Raw genomic sequence first — 20,358 nt, forward strand, 5'->3', positions numbered from 1 at the left:
CAGCGCACTCCTCAACACACCGTGTATACCCATAAGTTGAGGAATTCAGCACTAGCGCCGCCCATGCGTGCCAGTTGCTCACACCACACCCAGCAGACGCTCCAGCAGCCGCGACGCGCTGACCACGCCCAGCAGCCGGTCCCCGCCCGTGGGATCGGCGCCATGTTCGACCACCGCGACCAGGGGACTGCGCGAGGACGCCATCAGCGCGGCGACCTCCACCGCGGTGTCCTCCGCGTCCGCGATCGCCGGCGGGCCCGCGTTCTTCGGCAGGACGTCGGCTACCGTGCGCCCGGTCAGCGCCTGGCACAGGCGGTCCGCGTGCGGCTCGTCGATCACCGCAGCCAGCGCCGGATCCTCCAGCACATAGCCCGGCACCAGGAACCGCACCAGCTGTGAGGCGGGCAGGATCGCTCTCGGCATCCCGTAAGGGTCCAGCACCAAGACGGCCGGGAGCCGTTGCTCGGCCAACAGCCGCGCGGCGGCCAGCGCCTGATCACCCTCGGCGATGCTGGGATAGGGCTCGGCCAGATCACGGGCACGCATCAGCGGCTCCTCGCACACGATGAAGCGCCCACCGCCAGGGCCGTTCCCGGCCCTCTCCGGGGCACCAGGAACGGAACAGGATGTGCCGGCCGCAGCAGTAGGAAACCGCCTCACACGTCGCCACGGGAACCTCCAGATCGGCAAAAAGGATCGCCAAAGCGATCGCCGACCAGACTTCCCGGCACACCAAGCAGGACTCTACGCACCACCCCCGCCCCCGACCAGGACCTCCGGGCCCCGACATGTCGTTGTCAACTCAACGATGTTGCGTCAGATGCAACGTGAGCGTGGTCGAGGATCTACCGGGGGCTGCGTACCTGCTCCTTGCCGACGGCAAGTACACCTGGACCCGCAGTCTCGGAAGCACTGTTGGAAGGCTGGGCACGGCAGCAGCGCACCGGGTTCCTGGACTTCGAGTCGAAGATCCGTCCCAGAACCTCACTGGTCCGACGACTGACCAGCTTCACCCCATGAGCACCCCGTGGCAGTGGGAGCAGGCCGAGGTGGAGGCTTTCTTCGATCAACTGAGTACGGGCCAGAGTGAGTGTCAGTCATGGGAGCTTTGGTGGTTTGGCAGGGTTCCGCCGTGGAGTGCTCAGCTGGGGTTGATGGTCTTACGTAAGCCGTAGACGGCGGCGCCGAGGGCGAGGACCGCCGCGCCGGAGGCAGCTGATGCCAGTGGCAGGGCGAAGGCCAGGACAATGCAGCCGATGAGGCCGAGGGCGGGTACCGCACGTGGCGGGCAGCCTTCGGCGGGAGTGAGGGTGAAGGCCGCGGCGTTGGCGATGGCGTAGTAGGCCAGCACTCCGAAGGAGGAGAAGCCGATCGCCCCGCGCACGTCCACGGTCGCGGCGAGCACAACGACGACGGCACCAACGGCGAGTTCGGCGCGGTAGGGGACGTGGAAACGCGGATGGACGGCAGCCAGGACGGTCAGGGCGGTGACGGCGACGGCGACGGCCGTGTACACCACGAGGGTGGTGCCCAGGGCGATCGGGATGGCGCGGGGGATGGTGCGGGCGGGGTCGCGGACTTCCTCGCCGAGGGTGGCGATGCGCGCATAGCCTGCGAAGGCGAAGAACAGCAGCCCGGCGGCTTGGAGCACACCTGTGACGGTGGTGTCCGCGCCGATGTCCAGCCGGGCGGTGTGGGCGGTTCCACCGGTCAGGCAGACGGTCACCACGGCGGCGAGGACTGCCAGCACGAAGGCGACGATGACCCGTGTCAGCCAGGCTGACTTCTGCACCCCGGCGTAGTTCACCGCGGTGAGCGCCACGACAGCGGCGACCGCTACCGCGTGCGCCTGTCCGGGCCACACATAGGTACCGAGGGTCAGGGCCATCGCCGCGCACGAGGCGGTCTTGCCGACCACGAAAGCCCACCCGGCCAGGTAGCCCCAGAAATTCCCGAGGCGTTCGCGGCCGTAGACGTAGGCTCCGCCGGATTGGGGGGTAACGGGCGGGCTGAGGACGTGGCGTTGCAGTAGGCCACCACAGCGGCGAGCGCCAGGCCGACGAGCAGACCGGACCCGGCCGCGCCGGCAGCCGGGGCGAGTGCGGCGAAGATACCCGCTCCGATCATCGAACCGAGGCACTCCGACCTCGTCGCTCAGCCGTACGCCTCGGCCTCGACGACCCCACGTCCGTCCTCGCGCTGGCCGAACACCCCGATCCCTCGGCTAGAGGCCGGCTCGGTCTCTAGCGGCACATCCACGCGCCGACTCCGCGCTGAGCACCGACCCAGCCGTTCGAGAGCGAGCCGTTGCGAAGGTGCCTCGACGGCTGCCATCCGGCCGACGGTGGTCGGCTGGGGCTGCAAGAGGAAGCGGGGATCATAGGCGACGGCAGCTGCGCGCTGCGCGCATTTGAGCACTTTCGCTGAATCAAATCGTTCGCCCAGTGCAAAGGTTAGCGTGGCTCATGCCCCGGCACACCCAGGGGCAACAGCGTCCGCCCGATGAACCGTCGCGCACTCCAGGAGGCATGATGAAATCTCATGCGCGGAATCCGAGGCTCTCATCCCGTCGCGGCCGCCTGACGGCCGTTGCCGTCGCTCTCGTGGCAGTCATCGCCACCGTATCCGTATGGCTCGCGCAGACAAACAGCTCCGCTCACGAGTCAGTCTCCGCGAACCTCCCGGTGTCGGGGGCCGGCCAAGCCGCCCCGAGGGCGGGAAACACGGGTGCCGTCACCGAGTTGGACAAGACGTTCCTCACCAAGGTCCGACAAGCCGGCCTGTGGGAGATGCCGGCGGGCCGGCTCGCCCAAACGCATGCATCGAGTGAAGCCATCAAACGCGCTGGTATGCATCTGCTCGACGGGCACAGCACGCTCGATCAGCTGGTCCGCGAGGACTCCGCGGCGCTGAACGTGCCGATTCCCGACCAGGCCACCGCCGAACAACAAGGCTGGGTAACCCAGTTGGAAAATGCGCGTGGCGAAGCCTTCGACCAGCTCTTCGTGGACCTCCTCCGGGCATCCCACGGCAAGGTATTCATCACCATCGGTGAGGTGCGCGCGGGCACCAAGAACTCCTTGGTGCGGCGACTGGCAACGCAGGCCAACAACACCGTCCAGGACCACATGGATGTCCTGGAGGACACCGGCCTCGTCAGGGACACCACCCTCGACGACATCGCCTCGACCATTCCCAAGTGACCCTCCGCCGTGCCGTGCCACGAGATGAACCCTCAGAGCGCGGGGCGACGGCCGCGAGAGGCATCCCGAGCCTCGGCGTTCACGCTCAGCGACTGCGGGTGGCCCACACCTCAACGTACGGCCCCGGGTCGATGCGGTCGATAGCCCTGGTCCTGACCACAAACGAGGGCGGGCACGACGCCTTTCTTCCGCCCCATCGCCCCACCCCGTCGGAGTTCGCCGCAGGACGGTACACCGCCGTCTACGAAGTGGACATGGGCGTTCACTCCTGCACCGCGTCAGTGCCGCTACCCAGCGACAACGACGCCTTCGACTTCACCGCCGATCTGGACGTGACCTGGCAGGTCATTCAGCCGGATCAGTTCGCGACCAGCCGAGAGCGCGACATGCCCGCTCTGTTGGCCGGGCGGCTGGACGAACTGGATGCGCCCGCTCGGGCTCAGGCATTGCGTGGGGCTGTCGGCCCAGGCGATTCACGCCTCGGCCTGGTCCGTTTGCAGTCCAGCCGGCAGGACTTCGGGTTGAGGTGGGCGGCGCTGATGTACTCGGCCAGGGCCGTCGCGTGACGCCACGCCTTCTTCGAGGTGTTGGACCCGGTAATGGATCAGGCGGTCAGCGAAGGCGTTGGTGGTGGTCGTCGAGGACCTTCGATCTCCTGTCGGTCATGCCAGATCAGTACGCCCGAGCCAGGAAGGCTTGACCGGAACGCCGTCGTTGTACCGCTCCACCGGACTCGAGTCGCCCACAACCGGCGGTGTGGTGCCCTCGGATTCCGGTAGTTGCGCATCCACCGGCTCCGGCTGTGGTTCCGGCGTTGCTGTGGGCACGGGCGCCGCCGAGTCCTCGACCAACTCCGCCAGGGTGAAGCGCGTACTGAAGGACTGCCAGGTGCCGTCCACGACGAGAAGAAGCCCGTCACATGTTCGGAACAGACGGCGGCGCTGCGGACTTCTGGGGTGTTCGGGTTCGTGCCGGCGGGCGCGGGCCTCCAGTTCGGCCAGCGCCTCCTGTCTGCTGCCCTCCACGTGTTGCATGACGGAAGCCTCGGTGTGCTTGCGTTCCCCCAAGCCCACGGTCGTCTCCATGACCAGCCCCCACACGGCCATGCCTGTCTCCCTTTGGTTCGGTTCACTGGCCAACCCATGAACTGGGTGTTCGCGCAGGCGCGCTGAATCGGCGGTACGTCTCACGGCTCCGGCGGCAGCCGTAGCTCTGTGCAGTTTCCGAGCCGGACCTGGTCCATTGCGAACGCGGTCACGTACTCGCGCAACGACACCCGCTGTTCATGACGCTCGGCGGCCGTCGGAGGGTGGTATTCCTTCTGCCCCTCACCCCGGTCCGAGTAGCCGTAGCCCCAGTGCGCGGCGAAGCCGGTGTTCTCACCGTCGCAGCTGGCGATCGCCCACGCCTGGTCCTCGGTCAACGATGGCTTCCAGGCGCCGTCGCCCATCGGCAGCGGGTCGGGCCCCGATCCCATCTCGCGCACGTGCGGCCCCCAGTCGCCGTGCCAGCTGGTGAGTTCGACGAGCGGCCGGCCGGGCTTGGTTCCCTCGCCTGGCGCGTTCAGGGTGCACCGGCCGACGATGCCGCCGTCGGCGATGGCGATGCGGACCTTGCGTTCGAGCCCGTCGGCCGGGACATGGGTGGTGGCGAGAGCGTCGCAGGCGGTGCCTTTCGCCTCTGCTCGGGGCACGTAGGCGCCGAGGTCCGGTACCGCTCCGTCCTGCGGAGCAGGCAGCGGCCGACCGCCACAACCGAGTTTCTCGCTCACCATGTTCGTCATCCGTACCGCCAGTCGCAGCATCGCCGCTTTCTCCTGACGGCTCTCGGCGAAGTACGTCCACGTTCCCACCAGTAGCCGCCGCGGTCCTTGGCCGGGTTCATTGCCGGCGCGCGGGCACGGGGGCATGAGGTAGACGAGACTGTTCTCGGCTTCGAAGCCGGGCAGCCCACCGGGCAGCACCGCGTGCGGTGGACGGCCGGTGCCGACGAACGACAGCTCCTTCTTCTGACCTGCTTGGTCCAAGTACGCGTCGACAGCGACTACGACCTTGTCCCTGTCGTCCGTCAGCACGCAGTGGTACTCGCCACGATCCTTGTCGAAGGACTGCCGCTCCGCCCCGAGCCGCGCGTCCGTACGCACCGTTCGCAGATCGTCGCTGGGCAGCTTGTGGTCGCATGCCTCACGTGACAGCCACCAGTCCTTTACCGGAGCCTGGACCGAGAATCCGACAACGACCAGGACGATGGCCGTACAAGCCAAGCCCCACAGCCACTTGCGGTGCCGCAGTGCCCAATTCTTCACCGATTCCCCGCCCCCGTAGTCACTTCCGAGTCATCGCGCCACCCTTGCACAGGGGAGGGTGCAAGGCGCCCCCGGGCCCCGTTACTTGGGCCGCTTCGCCACGTCCAGTGTCCGTCGCCGTTTGCCGCCGTTTACCGCCGTTCGCCGAGACTCCTGAGGCCACGATGCCCCACCAGGCTGCACGGTGCGTCCGAATCGGGGATCCGACGGAAGGCACTCACTGTGCCAGTGGCGAGTCCGGCGCCATTGCGTCGACCTCTGCCGGTCATAAGGGCCGCCAGCCACCCGGCACGCTCCGCAGGCGCGCGCCGAGGTGCCTACACCACTGACGGGCCCTCAGGCGTTGAAGGTGAACACCCTCTCCGCGCCAATCTGTCGAAGTACCGGCCGTACGTCGGAGGAGGCGTCCCGGATCGTCACACTGCTGTACTCGGAACCCGAGCGGCGGAGCGCGCTAATGAGTCCGATCGCGGCGTTTGCGTCGATCCGCCGCACATCGCGAAAATCGATGACCCACTCGCCGGGAGCGCGGCGGCGACCCGAGGCGGCGCGTTGGGTGTTCTTGGACAAGGGGAAGCCCACTGCCCTGAGGCTCTGGGGCGGCCGGACGGACGAGTCCGGCCCATGCCCCGTCAAGATTTCGTTGTCGGGCGTCCGCGACGCCGCCCACCGGATCCTGGACCGGCACCAGAGCATCGACGCCCTCATCCACTCCACCGGCGTACTCACCACCCAGGAGAGCCGCACGGCCGACGGGCTCCACCCGTTCTTCGCAGTCAACTACCTCAGCCGCTACCACCTCACCCAGCTCCTCCTGCCCGCTCTGCGCCACTCCGAGCGGCCGACCGTGGTCATGAATGACCGCCGCCATCCCGCCGACCGACGACGCCGACTTCACCCGGTTCCCCACGTTCGACTCGTTCAATTTCGCCCGCGACCGCAAGCCGGCCCAACTCGCCAACCACCACTACGCCGCCCACCTCACCCGCACCGAACCCGGCCTCGCCGCCGGGGTCGTGAACGCGGGCGCCGCGAAGACCGACATCCTGCGCAGCGCCCCCTGGTACATGCGGGCCGGCGCCAAGGTCCTCGGACCGGTCGTCTTCGACACCGTCGAGACCTCCGCGCGCAACGTCGTCGAAGCCGTCCGCCGCGACGACTGGACGACGCCTGCCTACTGGAGCAAGACCGGCCGCTTCGAGCAGTGCACCCCCATCGCGCTCGACCCCACGGTCACCCAGCACCTGGTGGACGTCTCCCGCGCTCTCACCGGAGTCTGACACCGCAGCACTCGGCCACGGACACGGCGGGTCAGCCGTCCGAGACGTCGTCCTCGTCTTCATCGAGGACCGGCTCGTTCGGATCGCGCAGCGGACGCGGGCCGCAGGCCGCCGGCCGCCGGGCTGGAGCCCTGGAAGCTGTAGAGGCCGAGCATGCTGAGGTTTGCGCGGTGGAGCGGGGACAGCCGGGCGACGTCCTCGTCCAGGTCGTCGTGTTCGCGCTGGTCGGCGGGCAGCGCCCGCACGCATATTGAGGTCATGATCTCTTCGCTCGCCGGCCCGATCTGGTCGTGGTCGCGGCCCGCTCCGCCGTCCCCGTGCACTACACGTCGTGGGAACACTTCACCGAGGACCGGGACCAGGTCACCACTGCCTTCACGACCGCCGGCCTCGGGGAGGCCCTTCGCCGGCTCGTGCCGGGAGTCCCTGAGACGCTCGGGTGACGCCCCGCGCGCCGGGTCGACGAGGTGATCACTGTGCGGTCGTGGTGGGGCAGGCACTCTCCAGGATAGAAAGGACGGTATGACCGAGCGCACGAACCCGGTGGGGGCCACAGACGATGTCGACGCGGTGACCCGTGCGGTACTGACCGCCTCACGGGTCCTGGTCGCGGTCTCCGCGCGCTCGCTGGCGGCCGTCGAGGACCGTGTGACGCTGCCGCAGTTCCGTCTGCTGGTGACGCTGTCCACGCACGGAACGGCCAAGCTCGTGGAGGTCGCCGAGTGGCTGGGCGTCAACCCTTCCACCGCGATGCGCATGGTCGACCGGCTGATCGCTGTCGGCTTCGCCGACCGGCAGATCAACCCCCGTAACCGGCGCGAGACCATGCTCGCGCTGACCGAACGGGGACGCCGCATCGTCGAGGAGGTCACCACCCACAGGCGTGCCGAGATCGCGACGATCGTCGAGCGCGTGGCGCCTGCCCAGCGTGCCGTTCTGGTGGACGCGTTGACCGCGTTCGCCGAGGCGGCCGGCGAGCCCGCAGTCCCCCGGTCGGCGCAGGACCTCCACCCTCTGGGCTGGCCCGACCCGTCTGCCACCACGAACCGCTGATTTGCGGCAACCCGCAACAGACGACCCCTCCACGAGCGGCCTCAGTGCCGCGAGATCGACTGTTGTCGTTTCCGCACTGTGCATAGGCTCGGGCGGCTCGGTGGGACGCGAGGGTCCGATCGGTGCAGATCGGCTCCGCCCTGGGGCCCTCTCGTAAAGGTCGATGAAAACCGGTTACGGCTTCCGGTCGCGTGCGGCGCAGCGGGTTCGCCCTGCTCAGCATCGTCGCGGGCATGGTCGATATTGGCTTCACCCGCGTCCTGTACCGCGTCGAGGACGTCTGCGACTGGGTCTGGCGCGGACCTGAGTGGCTGCGCCCCGCTGCGGGCGGGATCCTGCTGGGTGTCCTGCTTCTGACGCTTCCTCAGATGTACGGGGTCGGTTACCCGGTGCTGCAGAAGGCCGCGCAGGGCGGATAGTGGCCGGGTTCCTGCTTCTCCTGCTGGCCGGCAAGATCCTCGCGACCACCCTGACGATCGGCATCGGCGGATCCGGCGGCGTCTTCGCCCCGAGCCCAGCCGTATCCAGCGGGTACGGCTGCGGAGGTCGGACCCAGTCGCAGCCTGCTGGGTTCGTGCCCTCCCGGGTCGGATTGCTCACGGTCTCAGGGGCAGCGAGCGCCGTCCCAGGAGCTCGGCCAAGCCGCGGCGGGTGGCGGCCAGGACCACGCGGTCCTGGGCCTGCAAGATGTAGCCGTCGGGGAGCTCCCACACCAAGTCGGCCGGGCGGTCGGCCGGCTCGTACCCAATGGATCGCGCGGTGGCCAGATCCGGGGTGCGATGGCCCGGGGCAGAGGTGTCCAGGGCCAGGACCCGCCAGGAGCCGGGCCGGAACGCCTCGGCGACGGTGCGGCCTTCCAGTTCCTGGTGGCCCGCCACCTCGACCGCCGCGAAGAGCAGCACCTTGCGCTCGACCGGTATGGCACCCAGGATCTGGCGGCCCATCATGGCGCCGCCGAAGGCTGGTGCGGCCAGGTGGGAGACGCTGCGACTGCGGGTGACGGCGTCCGGGTGGGCGGCGCGCAGGGTGCGGTAGACGGCGGTCGCGAAGTCGTCGTCGTACAGCCGCATGGACACCCTCAGGTCGGGCTTGACCGAGCGGGCGGAGAGGGCGGCCTCCAGGTTGGTGGTGTCGGAGCTGGTCAGGGCGAGCAGGGCGTGCGCCCGGTGGATCCGGGCGGCCTCCAGTACGCCTTCCTGCGCAACATCTCCGAGGACGACCGGAACGTGCAGGCGACGGGCGAGCGCGAGTCCCCGAGCCTGGGGATCGTTCTCCACGCAGACGACAGGGATGCCCAGTTCGAGCAGCCGGGCCAGTACCCGGGCGCCGACCTTGCCCAGCCCCAGGAGGACGACATGGCCGGACAGTCCGCGCGGCGGGCGGCGCAGGGCGGAGGCACTGCGGAAGGCGCCGAGTGCCTCCAGGACCCCGGCGACCAGGACCGGCAGGAGCAGCAGGCCCATGAGCCCGGTGAACAGCTGGATCACCTTGCGACTGGCCGGTTCGGCGACCGCCGGGTCGTCGATGGCGAACAGATCGAGGAGGGTGAGATAACCGGCGTGCAGCGGGCTGCCGCCGGTGGTGAGCCAGGACGACACGGCAAGGCCGAGCGCGGCTGCTCCGATACCGGCGACGGACCAGAGGAGCCGACGGGAGAAGAGTGAACCGAGCGGGACACCGGGGGCTTGCCAACCGCGCGGCGGTGATGAGGTTGATGCCGGGGCGATGGCTTCCAGGACAACGGTTCTCCGCCCCGTGGCCGCTGCCACTGTGCGCGCGTCGGGCAGCAGTTGCGGACCGGCGGTTCCGCTGCGGTCCGAACCCTCGCTGCCCGCCGGGTCGTTGACGGTGGAGGACAGCAGGGCAAGGGTGCACAGCCCCTCGTCGGCGACCTGGCCCCGGCCCGGCGGGGTGCGTTCGACAGCCCGCAACAGCAGCCCGTCGGCCTGTACGACCTTGCTGGTGCCGGCGATCGCCGAGGCGGCCAGCGCCGGGGCCGCGGTGTCCGCATCCGACAGCACGGTGGTGGATGCGTCGAGGACCTGTGGATCGATCCCGGGATCGGCGACCGCCGCCGCCTGGTCGAGGAGCGCCTCCAGGTGCTGGCCCAGCTTCCTGTTGTAGAGCCGGATCACCAGCCGCAGCCTGGGGTTGAGACGTCGGGCCGTCAACGCCGCCCGGATGTTGATCTCGTCGTCGTCGTAGACCAGCGCCAGCGCCTCGGCCCTCTCCACCCCGGCTTCCCGCAGCACCTCTTCATGAGGCTCGTCCGCCTCCAACAGGATTACGGCCTCGGCCTGCTCGTCGGGGATGACACCCCTGCGCGCCACGGCTGCCGTCATACGGCCGAGAAGTGCGGAGGTCCACTCGCCGCGTGGGCCCGGCGACGCCGGCCGCCGAGTGCCGTACCCGGTCCCCGGCGGCACGACGAGAGTCACCGGCTCCCCGTAGAGCTGACGCAGCTCGGCCGCGAGCCGGTGCGCGAGTGCGTCGTCGCCGCAGACGATCATATGGGCGACCGGGCCGGGAAGTTGGACCTGCTGAGGAAGTGACACCACGCCCCCTAGACTCCCTCAGCCCGTTGCCTGGTTCCTCCCCGGGTCCGGGACGCAGGACCCGGGAACGCAGGAAAGCCTCCGCCTCCGCCGCTCCGGCCGGGCCCCGGATGCACCGCGGGCCCTGCCACCCGTCAGGCCACCGACTCCGACTTGCTCTCCACGTCCTCGATCCCGGTGGGCCGCCCGGCCCGGACCCAGCGTGCATACAGCCCGCCGGCGATGAGCAGAGTGGCCGCAAGGGACAGCATCGGCCAGCCGCGCAGCAGGTTCACGGCGAGGGTGAAGGCGACGGCCGCCGCGGCCAGGGCGTTGACCCAGGCCAGTGCCGGCTTCTTCTCGGTGCGGGCGAAGCTGGTCATGGCGAGCAGGCCGACCAGGAAGCTGACGAAGACCGCGACCGCATAGAAGAGCACGAGTTTCTGCTCCTGGCCGGCCGCCGCGACGATGATCACGGCAGCGGCGGCCAGGTAGGCGACCACCGACCAGTACGGGGTGTGGTGCTTGTTCGTACGTCCCAGGACCGGCGGCAGTACGCCCGGCGCGCCCGCCGTGCCCGCCAGGGCCTTCAGCAGACCGGGTCCGGCCTGGAAGGACGAGCTGGCAGCCGCCAGCAGCAGCAGCGAACTGGTCAGCTGGAACGCCCCATACAGCCAGCCGGGGCCTGCCGCCGCGTGCGCGATGTCGGCGATCTGGGTGGAGTCGGCACCCGGGATGCCGACGTGCAGATGTACGGCAAGCGCGGTCAGCGCGATCGTCAGCCCGCCGACGATCACCACGAGCAGGGCGAGAGTGCCCCGGCCGAAGCGGCGCCGGTGGTTGTCATCCAGCTGGCCGAGCTGGGCGATCGCGGTCGACGGCGCCTCGACGCCGGTGGCCAGGGCCATCGCGACGGGGAAGGCGAGTACCACCGCGAGCACCGCCGACCGGCCCGGGTCGGTGCTGGTCGCGGCGTGCCCCGTCTCGTGCGGGGAGACGAAGCCGAGCACGAGCACGGCGACGGAGACCACGACGAACAGCACGGTCATCACCGCGAACAGCAGCCGGCCGCCGTGCCCGAACCAGGTCAGCCCGGCCACCAGCACCAGCAGCCCGAGGGCCAATGGGATGCGGGCCACCGCGAGTTCGGGGAACAGGGCGATCACCGCGCTGGACGCCGCCGAGATCGAGATGCCGATGGTCAGGACGAAGTCCACCACCAGCGCGCCGATGGGCAGGAAGGTCCAGCGGGGCCCGAAGGCCCGCCCGGCCGCGGCCGCGGCTCCCCCGCCCTTGGGGAAACGACGTACCAGTTGCCAGTAGTTGGCGGTCACCACCACGACCAGGCCCACCACCAGTGACATGGTCGGCAACAGCAGTGCCAGGTCACCGTCAAGGGCCCGCAGAGCCGCCTCGATGGCGTACGCGACGGATGACACCGGGTCGGCGATGACCGCGAAGGCGAACGCGAAGAAGAGGACCGAGCGGCGCGGGCCACGGGAAGCACCGAAGGGCGCGCCAGCAGGGCGAGCCTGCCCACGGAGAGACATGCTGGAGCCTTTCATGACGGAACAAATGCGGAACGCACAAACGCGCAACGCATTGCCGACCAGGCTTCCCGGCACACCGGATGAGAGCTTACGTCAGGAAGTCGACAGGGACCGTCAGGAAATCGTCAAGAATCCCGCACCGCAGGCCGGCACCATGCTGGTCAGGAACCGGGGGGCCGTACCTGCCGCGCACCAGAAGATCTCCGCGGCGAGCGGCGGGGGATCGCCTCGGCGAGCGGACGGGCGACCGTCACCGACGGCGAGGTCCCGGCGGCCGGCCCCTCTTCCTGGCCGGTCCGGGTCAGTGGCCGACGAGTTCGCCGGTGAGCTTGCCGTGCAAGTCGGAGCTGGGCTTGTTCAGGCCGGTGATCTCCACGCTCTTGCCGCGCTGCTCATACTTGCTCTCGATGGCGTCCAGGGCCGCGACGGTAGAGGCGTCCCAGATGTGGGCGGCGGAGAGATCGATGACGACCTTGTCCGGGTCGGTGACGTAGTTGAACTGGCCGACGAGATCGTTGGAGGACGCGAAGAACAGCTCGCCGGTGACCCGGTAGACCGCCGTCGTGCCGTCCGGATCGGTCACGGCGGTGACTTCGGCGAGGTGGGCGACGCGCTTGGCGAAGATGACCATGGCGGTGATCGAGCCGACGACGACACCGATGGCGAGGTTATGGGTGGTGACCACGCAGCCGACGGTGATCACCATGACGGCGATCTCACCGGCGGGCATCCTCTTGAGCGTCTTGGGGGCGATGGAGTGCCAGTCGAAGGTCGCAAAGGACACCATCACCATCACGGCGACCAGCGCGGCCATGGGGATGGCGGAGACGACCGGCCCGAAGACGACGCACAGCACCATCAGGAAGGCGCCGGCCAGGAACGTCGACAGGCGGGTGCGGGCACCGGACACCTTCACATTGATCATCGTCTGGCCGATCATCGCGCAGCCGCCCATCCCGCCGAAGAACCCGGTGACGATGTTCGCGATGCCCTGCCCGATGGACTCACGGGTCTTCGAGGAGTGCGTGTCGGTGATCTCGTCGACCAGTTTGGCGGTCATCAGCGACTCCATCAGTCCGACCAGCGCCATCGCGAGCGCGTAGGGAGCGACGGTGGTGAGGGTGTCCACCGTGAACGGCACATCGGGTAGGCCCGGTACCGGAAGGGAGGACGGCAGCGCGCCCTTGTCGCCGACGGTCGGCACGGCGATTCCGGCGGCGACAGTGATGACGGTCAGGATGACGATGGAGACGAGTGGCGCCGGGATCACCTTCGTGACCTTGGGAAAGAACACCATCAGGGCGAGTCCGCCGATGAGCAGCGGGTAGACGGCCCACGGCACGTCGTGCATCTCGGGAACCTGGGCCATGAAGATCAGGATCGCGAGGGAATTGACGAAGCCGACCATCACCGAGCGCGGCACGAACCGCATGAGCTTCGCGACCCCGAGCGCGCCGAGCACGATCTGAAGGACGCCTGCCAGGATCACGGCCGCAACCAGGTAGCCGAAGCCGTGCTCCCGGTTGAGCGGCGCGATGACCAGTGCGACCGCGCCGGTCGCGGCCGAGATCATCGCGGGGCGGCCGCCGACGAACGCGATGGTGACTGCCATCGTGAACGAGGCGAAGAGACCGATCGCCGGGTCGACCCCGGCGATGACCGAGAAGGAGATCGCCTCCGGGATCAGGGCGAGTGCGACCACCAGGCCGGCCAGGACTTCGGTGCGGAAGACCTTCGGCGACAGCCAGGACGGTCGCGCCACGCGTCGACGTGCGATCGCGAACAGTGCGGAGGAGGACAAGGAGGAATGCCTGTCGTACTCGGGCACACTCCAGGCGAGCGTGCGGGAAGACACATCCGGGCCGGAGAGCCCGTACGGCGCCCGAGCGATGCGCGCGCTCTTACGGGCTCGGTGGTCATCGCCGGGAGCGTCGTCGGTCCGGCACGGTGGACGGCGCGGGCTGCGGGCCCGCACCAGGGAGAGGAGGACGTGGGGTCCTCAACCGGAAGGAACTCTACCCTAACGTTAGAGTAGAGATCGAGGACGGCCACACAAGCCGCCGTACAGCCGCGAGAGGGCGCACCGGGTGAGCAGCGAGCACATGCAGATCGGCGAGGTCGCGGCCCGCACCGAACTCTCCCTGCGCACCATCCGTCACTACGAGGAGACCGGACTGGTCACCCCTTCGGCACGCTCCCAGGGTGGCTTCCGCCTCTACACCGAGAGCGACGTCGCCCGCCTCATGGTCATCCGCCGCATGAAGCCGCTCGGCTTCGCCCTCGATCAGATGCGCGACCTGCTGGATGCCACCGACCGCCTCGACGCGGACGGCGCGCCGGACGCCCGCGAACGGGAAGCGTTGCTCGAACGCGTGCGCACGTACGAACAGACCGCCACCGAGCAGGTAGAAAGGCTCCGAGTCCAGCTGTCCCAGGCACAGGACTTCGCCGCCGCACTCCACGCCCGGCTGCATCACGACGCGGCGCGGGCCGCCTCCAGCCAGCCGTGATCAGGACTGCGAGGGGCTGCCGTCCAGTAGCTGGTCACGGCCGGTGCGGTCCAGCACGTAGGGCGTACGAGACCGCCGCGCGCAGATGCCCGGTCACCCCCGGCACTCGGGCCTGTCGTCGCGTTGTCGCCGGGTCGAAGCTCGGATGGCGGCGATGCTCCCGCCTGCAGTCAGCCGCCCGCAACGCCGCCGGCACTGCCCGCCCAACACCCCATCGCGGGCATCACCCAGCGTCGGCGCTCCAAATCACCGCCATGGTTTGCAACGAATCAAATGAACCCCGACCCGAGAGGGCCCTGACCTGCGGAAAGACGGCAACGCGGCGCGGCGCGCCTCCCGGACCAATACCGTCGCAGCTCCGGCCCGGGACCTGAACAGACAAGAGGTACACGTGCTACGCGAAGTGTGGCCCTGCGTCGACGCCCACCGCCGCGCGGGCCGGCCCGTCGTGCTGGCCCGCCTGGTCGGCCGCGACGGCCCAGGATCACGGCCACTCGGGGCCACCATGGCCGTCGCCGGGGACGGAACGTGGCGCGGCTCGCTGTCGGGCGGCTGCGTCGAGGGCATCATCCTGGACGCGGCCCGCGCCGTCCTGGCCGGGGCCGCGCCCCATGTGACCGCTGTGGCGCCCGGGGAACACCTCCTGCCCTGGGAGAGCGCTCCGGCCTGCGCGGGCGAAATGCAGGTTCTCATCACGCCCGCGCCACCCGAGCCGGTGCACTCCGCCATCACCGCGGCCCTGGCCGAGGACCGCCCACTCGCGGTCCGGGTCGGGCTGCTGCCGCCCTACCCCCGGTCGACAGCCACCACCCCAGGCCAACTGCCCTACGAGGGACCCGCGTTCACCGAGGAGCTGGCAAGCCGGCCGCAGCTGCTGCTGATCGGCGCGACGGATCTCGCCGCTGTCCTGGCCACCCTGGCCCGGCCACTGCACCGCAGAGTCGTCGTCCTCGACCCGCGGCCCGGCCATGTCGCCTCCGGGGCCTTCCCCGATACCGTCGCAGTCGTCCGTGCCTGGCCCGACAAGTGGATCGCCCGCCACCCGCTCGGCGCACGCGACGCCGGTCGTCACACTCAGTCACGACCCGCGCATTGACGACCGCGCCCTCCGCGCCGCTCTGGCAGGCTCCGCGGGGTACGTCGCCGGGCTCGGCAGCCGGGCCACCCACGCTGGGCGCCTGCGCCGCCTGTCCGACGCCCCCGGACTGGACCGCCTGACCGGCCCCGCGGGCCTCGACCTCGGCGGAGCATCCCTCGCGGAGAGCGCCCTATCCATCCTCGCCGAGCTCGTCGCGGTGGACAACGGACGCGGCGGGCGGCGCCTGCGAGACGGCAACCTGCCCATCCAGGCCACCACGGCCACAGCGCACGCCTAGCCGATCAGGTGTTCCTCTTGCGCCTGCCCACCTCGGCCCGTTCGCACTGATGGACCTTGACAACACCGTTTTGGCGGCCTGCGGCGGGCGGTAAGGATCGCCGTTTTGGCCTGCCCGATGATCTGCTGCGCCTTGCCGGGGTCGGCGAAACGGCTGACCTACTCGGCGAGGGTGCGAGCGGTGGCCGGTATCGCGGCGCGGCCCTGCCCAGTGCATCAGACGACGAACTCGCGGCCTGTCGCACGTAGGCTTGAGGCGTGCTGCGAGGGCATGGAACGTTCGAGACTGGCCAGGATCCGGAGGATCGATGGCTACCGGGCACGATCACCAGTCGGTAGGAACTCACCCTCGGTTGCGGCACTTACGCACACGTCAAGGGATCACCGCAGGTCACGGCTCCTGCCGTATCCATGTGATCGCATGGTGATCGCCGCCCTCAACACCGACGGCCGACAATGGATATGCCGGCTTCCGTACGACCACGGGAAGCGATCACCATGCGCACCGCCTCCGACCACGGCCGCGTCTACCGCCGTTGCGGCTGCCGCAACCAGCAACACCGCCAGCTCGGAGCACACTGCCCCCAGCTCGCCACCGATCCGGGTCACGGCACCTGGACGTTCGCCGTCGACCTCCCCTCCCCCGCCCCAGGCCGGCACACCATCCGCCGTGGCGGCTACTCCACCGAGGAGTCAGCCCGCACCGCGCTGCGCCGGCTCCTCGAAGGACACAATTCCGGATTCAGCGCCGACCCCAACCAGACCGTCGGCGACTACCTGAACGCCTGGCTCAAGGCCAAGGACCTGGCTCTCAAACCGACGACCATGGCCCGCTACCGCACGTACGTCACCCAAGATCTCATCCCCGCCCTCGGCGAGATGCCCCTCGACGACCTCGGCTACCCCCATGTCGCCGGCCTCGTCCACGCCGAGCTCGCCCGCGGCAGAGGCCGGGTCACCGTTCACCGCATCCTCGCCACGCTCTCCAGCGCGCTGGGTGACGCCGTCAGGCACCACCGGCTACCCGCCAACCCCGCCCGGCCCACGATCATCCCCCGTCCCGCGGCAGCAGAACGTCGCATCTGGACTGTCCAGGAAGCCTCGCGATTCCTGCGGCACTGCCACGCCGCAGAACCGCTGTTCGCCGACCTCGTCGAAGTCCTCATCGGCACCGGCATGCGCAAAGGAGAAGCGCTCGCGCTGCACTGGAACGACGTCCACTTCAACCAGCAGGCCCTCTTCGTCCGCTACACGCTCTCCGCCATCGACAACAATCGCCTCGTCCTGACCACACCCAAAACCCGCAGCAGCAGGAACTGGGTCGCCCTCTCCCCACGCGTCGCCACCGCCCTCCGCAACCGCGCCCAGGACGCCCCAACCCTGAGCCGGCCAGATCACAGCGGGTACGTCTTCCACCGCCCCGACGGCCGCCCCCTCCACCCCGAATACGTCCTCAACCACTTCCACTACCTGTGCAAGGAAGCAGGCGTGCCCCGCACCGGAATCCACGACCTGCGACACCTGACCGCCACCATCGCCATCACCGCAGGCGTCCCCCTCACCGTGGTCTCCAAGACTCTCCGCCACTCAACGCTCTCCACCACCGCCAACATCTACAGCCACCTCACCGCCCAAGCCGCCCGCGAAGCCGTCACGACCATCGACACAACCCTGACCAGAAGCGACGACAGCACAGCAACCCCGACCCTCATCGCGGGACCACGACCACGAGGCGACCACAACCCCAAACTCCGCAATTGCCTCGCCCTGGCCAATCAACCCAGACCGAACCCGAGTTGCCCGACGCACTTCGAGAAGGGGGCGAAGAGCCGCGATCACAATGCGACCACCACTGCCACAAACACGGAAAAGGCCGTCTCCGCATCTCTGCGAAAACGGCCTCCGACCTGCGAAAACGCTGGTCGGGACGACAGGATTTGAACCTGCGACCCCTTGACCCCCAGACGCGCCAGTTGTTCGGAATCGCCCATGCCGTGTGGTCCCCAACTAGTCCCCAGGGAAATGGTCCTAGCGTCATGCCGCAAGCTCCCCTCCAGTGTGAGCGGCTTGTCAGGAATTCACAAGACGTCGAAAATGCGGAGGGTGGAGGCTGGAGATGGAGAAGGGGACCTGGGGCCTCCTACGCGATTGGCCGGCGCAGTCCCTAACGATCTGCGACAGGGCCCGAGGGCCGTCGGGCACCCTTTGGTAGTACAAGGGCACCGGCGACATCGCGGCCGCCTTCGCCGCACGCGTCAAGGCCGGGGCAACATCCGGGCCCGCAGCTTCAGCGAGCGCGCGGCCCGGTTGCACTCGCGGCCCGACGGCGATCTTGGTTGCTGAAAGGAACGGTGACGCCTGGACGTCGCGGATCACGGTGCGCTCGGAGACGTCCAACTCGCGGGCGAGAGCGACGGCGGTCAGACCGGGGCTCAACTGGACGAGGAAGGCCATACGGATCAGGCGGGCGGCACGCATGGCCCAATTCTTCCGGGACGGTGTCCGCAACCGCGCCCCGGCCCGGCTTCACCACTCGTGTCGGCACAGCCGGTCTGTCGGAATTACTTCAAAGGAAGTCATCCGTACGGCCCGACCGGCGGCCGGTGGCTCTGGCGACACGGATGCGGTCCTCGGCCCGGGCCCATCGGCGGTGCCGGGGCTCAAAGTCGGGAGCTCAGAGTGCCGGGGGTACCTCCTGCGGGCCGCCGCGCCCGCCCTGCCCCTGCCGATAACCTCATCCGCCCTGGTGGGAGCCGGTTTACGGGGTGCGCGCGATCACGGGTACCAGCGCACAAAATGGGCCTCTCGCACGGTTGGTCACCGCCCCGCCATGATGATCGCGTGCTGTGTCGACTGGCTTACCTGACCGTCATGAACGCCTTCGCCATGCTCCGCCTGCTGCCGATGAGCGACCGGGACAAGGACGCGGAGATCCTCGAGTTGCGCCATCAGATCACGGTGTTGCAGCGCCAACTCGGCAAAGACAGAGTGCGGTTCACCCCGGACGATCGCGCGTTCCTGGCAGCCCTGCTGCACCGGATGCCGTCGGAGGCGCTGCGCAAGATACGGGTGGTGGTGCGTCCGGACACGGTGCTGCGCTGGCACCGCGACATGGTCGCACGCCGCCACGCGGCCCGATCCCGGCCCAGGCGCCCGGGAAGGCCACGCACCGTGCGCTCCATCCGCACCCTGGTCCTGCGGCTCGCACGGGAGAATCCCCACTGGGGATATCGCCGCATCCACGGTGAACTCCTCGTTCTCGGGATCAAGGTGGGTGCCTCCACCGTCTGGGAAATCCTGAAGGATGCCGGGATCGACCCGGCGCCCGAACGCGCTTCCAGTACGTGGGCGGACTTCCTGCGCTCCCAGGCCGACGCCCTGCTGGCGTGCGACTTCCTGGAGACGGTCACCTTGTCCGGGGCGCGGCTGTACGTGTTCGCGGTGATCGAGCATGCCAGCCGGCGGATCCGGATCCTTGGCGCCACCGCCCACCCCACAGCCACCTGGGTCATTCAAGCCGCGAAGAACCTCGTCATGGATCTCGAAGACGCCGGCTGTCGGGCCAGGTTCCTGATCCGGGACCGTGACGGGAAGTTCCCCGCCCTGTTCGACGCCGTCCTGGCGGACGCGGGGGTCGACGTGGTGCTCAGCGGCGTACGGATGCCACGGATGAACTCGATCATGGAACGGTGGGTGCAGACCTGCCGGCGCGAACTGCTGGACCGCACCTTGATCTGGAACCAGCGACACTTACTGCACGCGCTACGGGAGTTCGAAGAGCACTACAACTCCCACCGGCCCCATCAGGGCATCGCCAACGCCCGCCCACTGCACCCGCTGCCGGTTCCCGTCACCGATCCAGAACAGATCGACCGCCTAGACATACGTAGACGCGAACGACTCGGCGGCATCCTCCACGAGTACCAACATGCTGCGTGACCTGTACGGATGAGGTTATCGGCAGGGGCAACGTCACCACACCGATCGACGAATCAACCCGGTCTACTGCGAAGTCTCATCGCTGAGCACTGTTGGGCTCGGGTTCATGAACCCGGTCAGCCGAGGCCATCGGCCATATATCAGACTGAAGGCGGTTATAGCAATTTGCTATAATTCGCTGCAGCACCGGAGTCCCGAGGAACTCACGAGATCACAGTTTGCAGCCGTTCGTACACGCACACACTAGGCGCCTTGTCCATTCCACCACGAGTGGTCGACTTTCGCTTCCTCTAGCGCTGCAAGACGGCGAAAGACATGCATAACGAATTCACTAGGAAGCCTGACCGCATGGGCTGTCAGATAATGACTAAGCCCGGTAGGCCAGATGAATTCCCCGTCTGTTAGTTCCGCATTGCCATTAGGCTCATTGCAGACTCGGCATCGAGAAACGCCCATGAATTGACGTACGATCTGTCCTTGATTGAGATAGTCGGCCACTATTTCGCGCTCCGATTCATCCCACTCGACATCCATCATCGCTGCGACATCCGGGAGGCCGGCGACACTTTCCGATCTCCAGTAACCCAATGCCTTCAGGTCCATATCGCC

19 protein-coding genes and 2 pseudogenes are annotated in these 20,358 nt (G+C 68.6%); 11 read left to right on the forward strand and 10 right to left on the reverse strand.

Going from position 1 to position 20,358, the window contains the following annotated elements:
• Nucleotides 1-78 precede the first annotated feature (78 nt).
• On the reverse strand, nucleotides 79-546 hold the full coding sequence (locus C6N31_RS35350; protein ID WP_198359025.1) for a CBS domain-containing protein: 468 nt from the start codon (nucleotides 544-546) through the stop codon (nucleotides 79-81).
• 595 nt (nucleotides 547-1,141) lie between these two features.
• A pseudogene (locus C6N31_RS35355) lies at nucleotides 1,142-2,127 on the reverse strand (APC family permease).
• Nucleotides 2,128-2,531: 404 nt separating this feature from the next.
• Here C6N31_RS35355 and C6N31_RS35360 point away from each other — a divergent pair.
• A complete protein-coding gene (locus tag C6N31_RS35360; protein ID WP_498063726.1) occupies nucleotides 2,532-3,203 on the forward strand; it encodes a DUF4142 domain-containing protein in 672 nt (223 codons plus the stop codon).
• 254 nt (nucleotides 3,204-3,457) lie between these two features.
• Nucleotides 3,458-3,769, forward strand: a complete 312-nt coding sequence (locus C6N31_RS35365) for a hypothetical protein (protein ID WP_198359027.1) — start codon at nucleotides 3,458-3,460, stop codon at nucleotides 3,767-3,769.
• 96 nt (nucleotides 3,770-3,865) lie between these two features.
• Here C6N31_RS35365 and C6N31_RS35370 read toward each other — a convergent pair whose 3' ends face one another.
• The 3 genes from C6N31_RS35370 to C6N31_RS35380 form a co-directional block, all read right to left on the reverse strand.
• Nucleotides 3,866-4,309: a hypothetical protein gene (locus C6N31_RS35370; protein WP_198359028.1), complete on the reverse strand. Its 444-nt coding sequence runs from the start codon at nucleotides 4,307-4,309 to the stop codon at nucleotides 3,866-3,868.
• Nucleotides 4,310-4,389: 80 nt separating this feature from the next.
• On the reverse strand, nucleotides 4,390-5,508 hold the full coding sequence (locus C6N31_RS35375) for a hypothetical protein (RefSeq protein ID WP_198359029.1): 1,119 nt from the start codon (nucleotides 5,506-5,508) through the stop codon (nucleotides 4,390-4,392).
• 336 nt (nucleotides 5,509-5,844) lie between these two features.
• Nucleotides 5,845-6,090 carry an STAS domain-containing protein gene (locus tag C6N31_RS35380; protein ID WP_198359030.1) on the reverse strand — a complete coding sequence of 82 codons (246 nt, stop codon included), beginning with the start codon at nucleotides 6,088-6,090 and terminating at the stop codon, nucleotides 5,845-5,847.
• Between the two features lie 275 nt (nucleotides 6,091-6,365).
• On the opposite strand from C6N31_RS35380, the gene C6N31_RS35385 reads away from it, so the two are divergent.
• A complete protein-coding gene (locus C6N31_RS35385; RefSeq protein WP_198359031.1) occupies nucleotides 6,366-6,788 on the forward strand; it encodes a hypothetical protein in 423 nt (140 codons plus the stop codon).
• Between the two features lie 59 nt (nucleotides 6,789-6,847).
• Here the strand turns inward: C6N31_RS35385 and C6N31_RS35390 are convergent, their stop codons facing one another.
• Nucleotides 6,848-7,048, reverse strand: a complete 201-nt coding sequence (locus C6N31_RS35390; RefSeq protein WP_198359032.1) for a hypothetical protein — start codon at nucleotides 7,046-7,048, stop codon at nucleotides 6,848-6,850.
• Nucleotides 7,049-7,078: 30 nt separating this feature from the next.
• On the opposite strand from C6N31_RS35390, the gene C6N31_RS35395 reads away from it, so the two are divergent.
• The 3 genes and pseudogenes from C6N31_RS35395 to C6N31_RS47060 all read left to right on the forward strand — a co-directional run.
• Entirely contained in the window at nucleotides 7,079-7,231 is a 153-nt protein-coding gene (locus C6N31_RS35395; protein ID WP_198359033.1) for a hypothetical protein, read from the forward strand.
• A gap of 79 nt (nucleotides 7,232-7,310) precedes the next feature.
• Nucleotides 7,311-7,841, forward strand: a complete 531-nt coding sequence (locus C6N31_RS35400) for a MarR family winged helix-turn-helix transcriptional regulator (protein WP_198359034.1) — start codon at nucleotides 7,311-7,313, stop codon at nucleotides 7,839-7,841.
• Nucleotides 7,842-7,905: 64 nt separating this feature from the next.
• A pseudogene (locus tag C6N31_RS47060) lies at nucleotides 7,906-8,385 on the forward strand (chloride channel protein); the annotation flags it as partial.
• Nucleotides 8,386-8,437: 52 nt separating this feature from the next.
• Here C6N31_RS47060 and C6N31_RS35410 read toward each other — a convergent pair.
• The 3 genes from C6N31_RS35410 to C6N31_RS35420 form a co-directional block, all read right to left on the reverse strand.
• On the reverse strand, nucleotides 8,438-10,351 hold the full coding sequence (locus C6N31_RS35410) for an NAD-binding protein (RefSeq protein ID WP_198359074.1): 1,914 nt from the start codon (nucleotides 10,349-10,351) through the stop codon (nucleotides 8,438-8,440).
• A 179-nt stretch (nucleotides 10,352-10,530) separates the two neighbouring features.
• Complete coding sequence (locus C6N31_RS35415) at nucleotides 10,531-11,925, reverse strand: amino acid permease (RefSeq protein WP_198359035.1); 1,395 nt, start codon at nucleotides 11,923-11,925, stop codon at nucleotides 10,531-10,533.
• Nucleotides 11,926-12,226: 301 nt separating this feature from the next.
• Nucleotides 12,227-13,726: a SulP family inorganic anion transporter gene (locus C6N31_RS35420; RefSeq protein ID WP_198359036.1), complete on the reverse strand. Its 1,500-nt coding sequence runs from the start codon at nucleotides 13,724-13,726 to the stop codon at nucleotides 12,227-12,229.
• A 301-nt stretch (nucleotides 13,727-14,027) separates the two neighbouring features.
• Here C6N31_RS35420 and C6N31_RS35425 point away from each other — a divergent pair, with 301 nt between their 5' ends.
• From C6N31_RS35425 to C6N31_RS35450, 5 genes are all read left to right on the forward strand, one after another.
• Nucleotides 14,028-14,435 (forward strand): MerR family transcriptional regulator, encoded by a 408-nt coding sequence (locus C6N31_RS35425; protein ID WP_198359075.1) that lies wholly within the window; start codon nucleotides 14,028-14,030, stop codon nucleotides 14,433-14,435.
• 391 nt (nucleotides 14,436-14,826) lie between these two features.
• Nucleotides 14,827-15,531, forward strand: coding sequence for an XdhC family protein (locus C6N31_RS35430; protein WP_198359037.1), 705 nt, complete (start codon nucleotides 14,827-14,829; stop codon nucleotides 15,529-15,531).
• Nucleotides 15,446-15,811 (forward strand): XdhC family protein, encoded by a 366-nt coding sequence (locus C6N31_RS46235; RefSeq protein ID WP_198359038.1) that lies wholly within the window; start codon nucleotides 15,446-15,448, stop codon nucleotides 15,809-15,811. Before C6N31_RS35430 ends, C6N31_RS46235 begins: the two co-directional genes overlap by 86 nt.
• 497 nt (nucleotides 15,812-16,308) lie before the next feature.
• Nucleotides 16,309-17,751 carry a tyrosine-type recombinase/integrase gene (locus C6N31_RS35440; protein ID WP_198359039.1) on the forward strand — a complete coding sequence of 481 codons (1,443 nt, stop codon included), beginning with the start codon at nucleotides 16,309-16,311 and terminating at the stop codon, nucleotides 17,749-17,751.
• A gap of 900 nt (nucleotides 17,752-18,651) precedes the next feature.
• Entirely contained in the window at nucleotides 18,652-19,749 is a 1,098-nt protein-coding gene (locus tag C6N31_RS35450) for an integrase core domain-containing protein (RefSeq protein WP_198359040.1), read from the forward strand.
• A 243-nt stretch (nucleotides 19,750-19,992) separates the two neighbouring features.
• Here the strand turns inward: C6N31_RS35450 and C6N31_RS35455 are convergent, their stop codons facing one another.
• Nucleotides 19,993-20,352, reverse strand: coding sequence for a hypothetical protein (locus C6N31_RS35455; RefSeq protein ID WP_198359041.1), 360 nt, complete (start codon nucleotides 20,350-20,352; stop codon nucleotides 19,993-19,995).
• Between the last annotated feature and the right edge of the window lie 6 nt (nucleotides 20,353-20,358).

The sequence above is a fragment of the Streptomyces fildesensis genome (genome assembly GCF_016107395.1).
Classification (GTDB): domain Bacteria; phylum Actinomycetota; class Actinomycetes; order Streptomycetales; family Streptomycetaceae; genus Actinacidiphila; species Actinacidiphila fildesensis.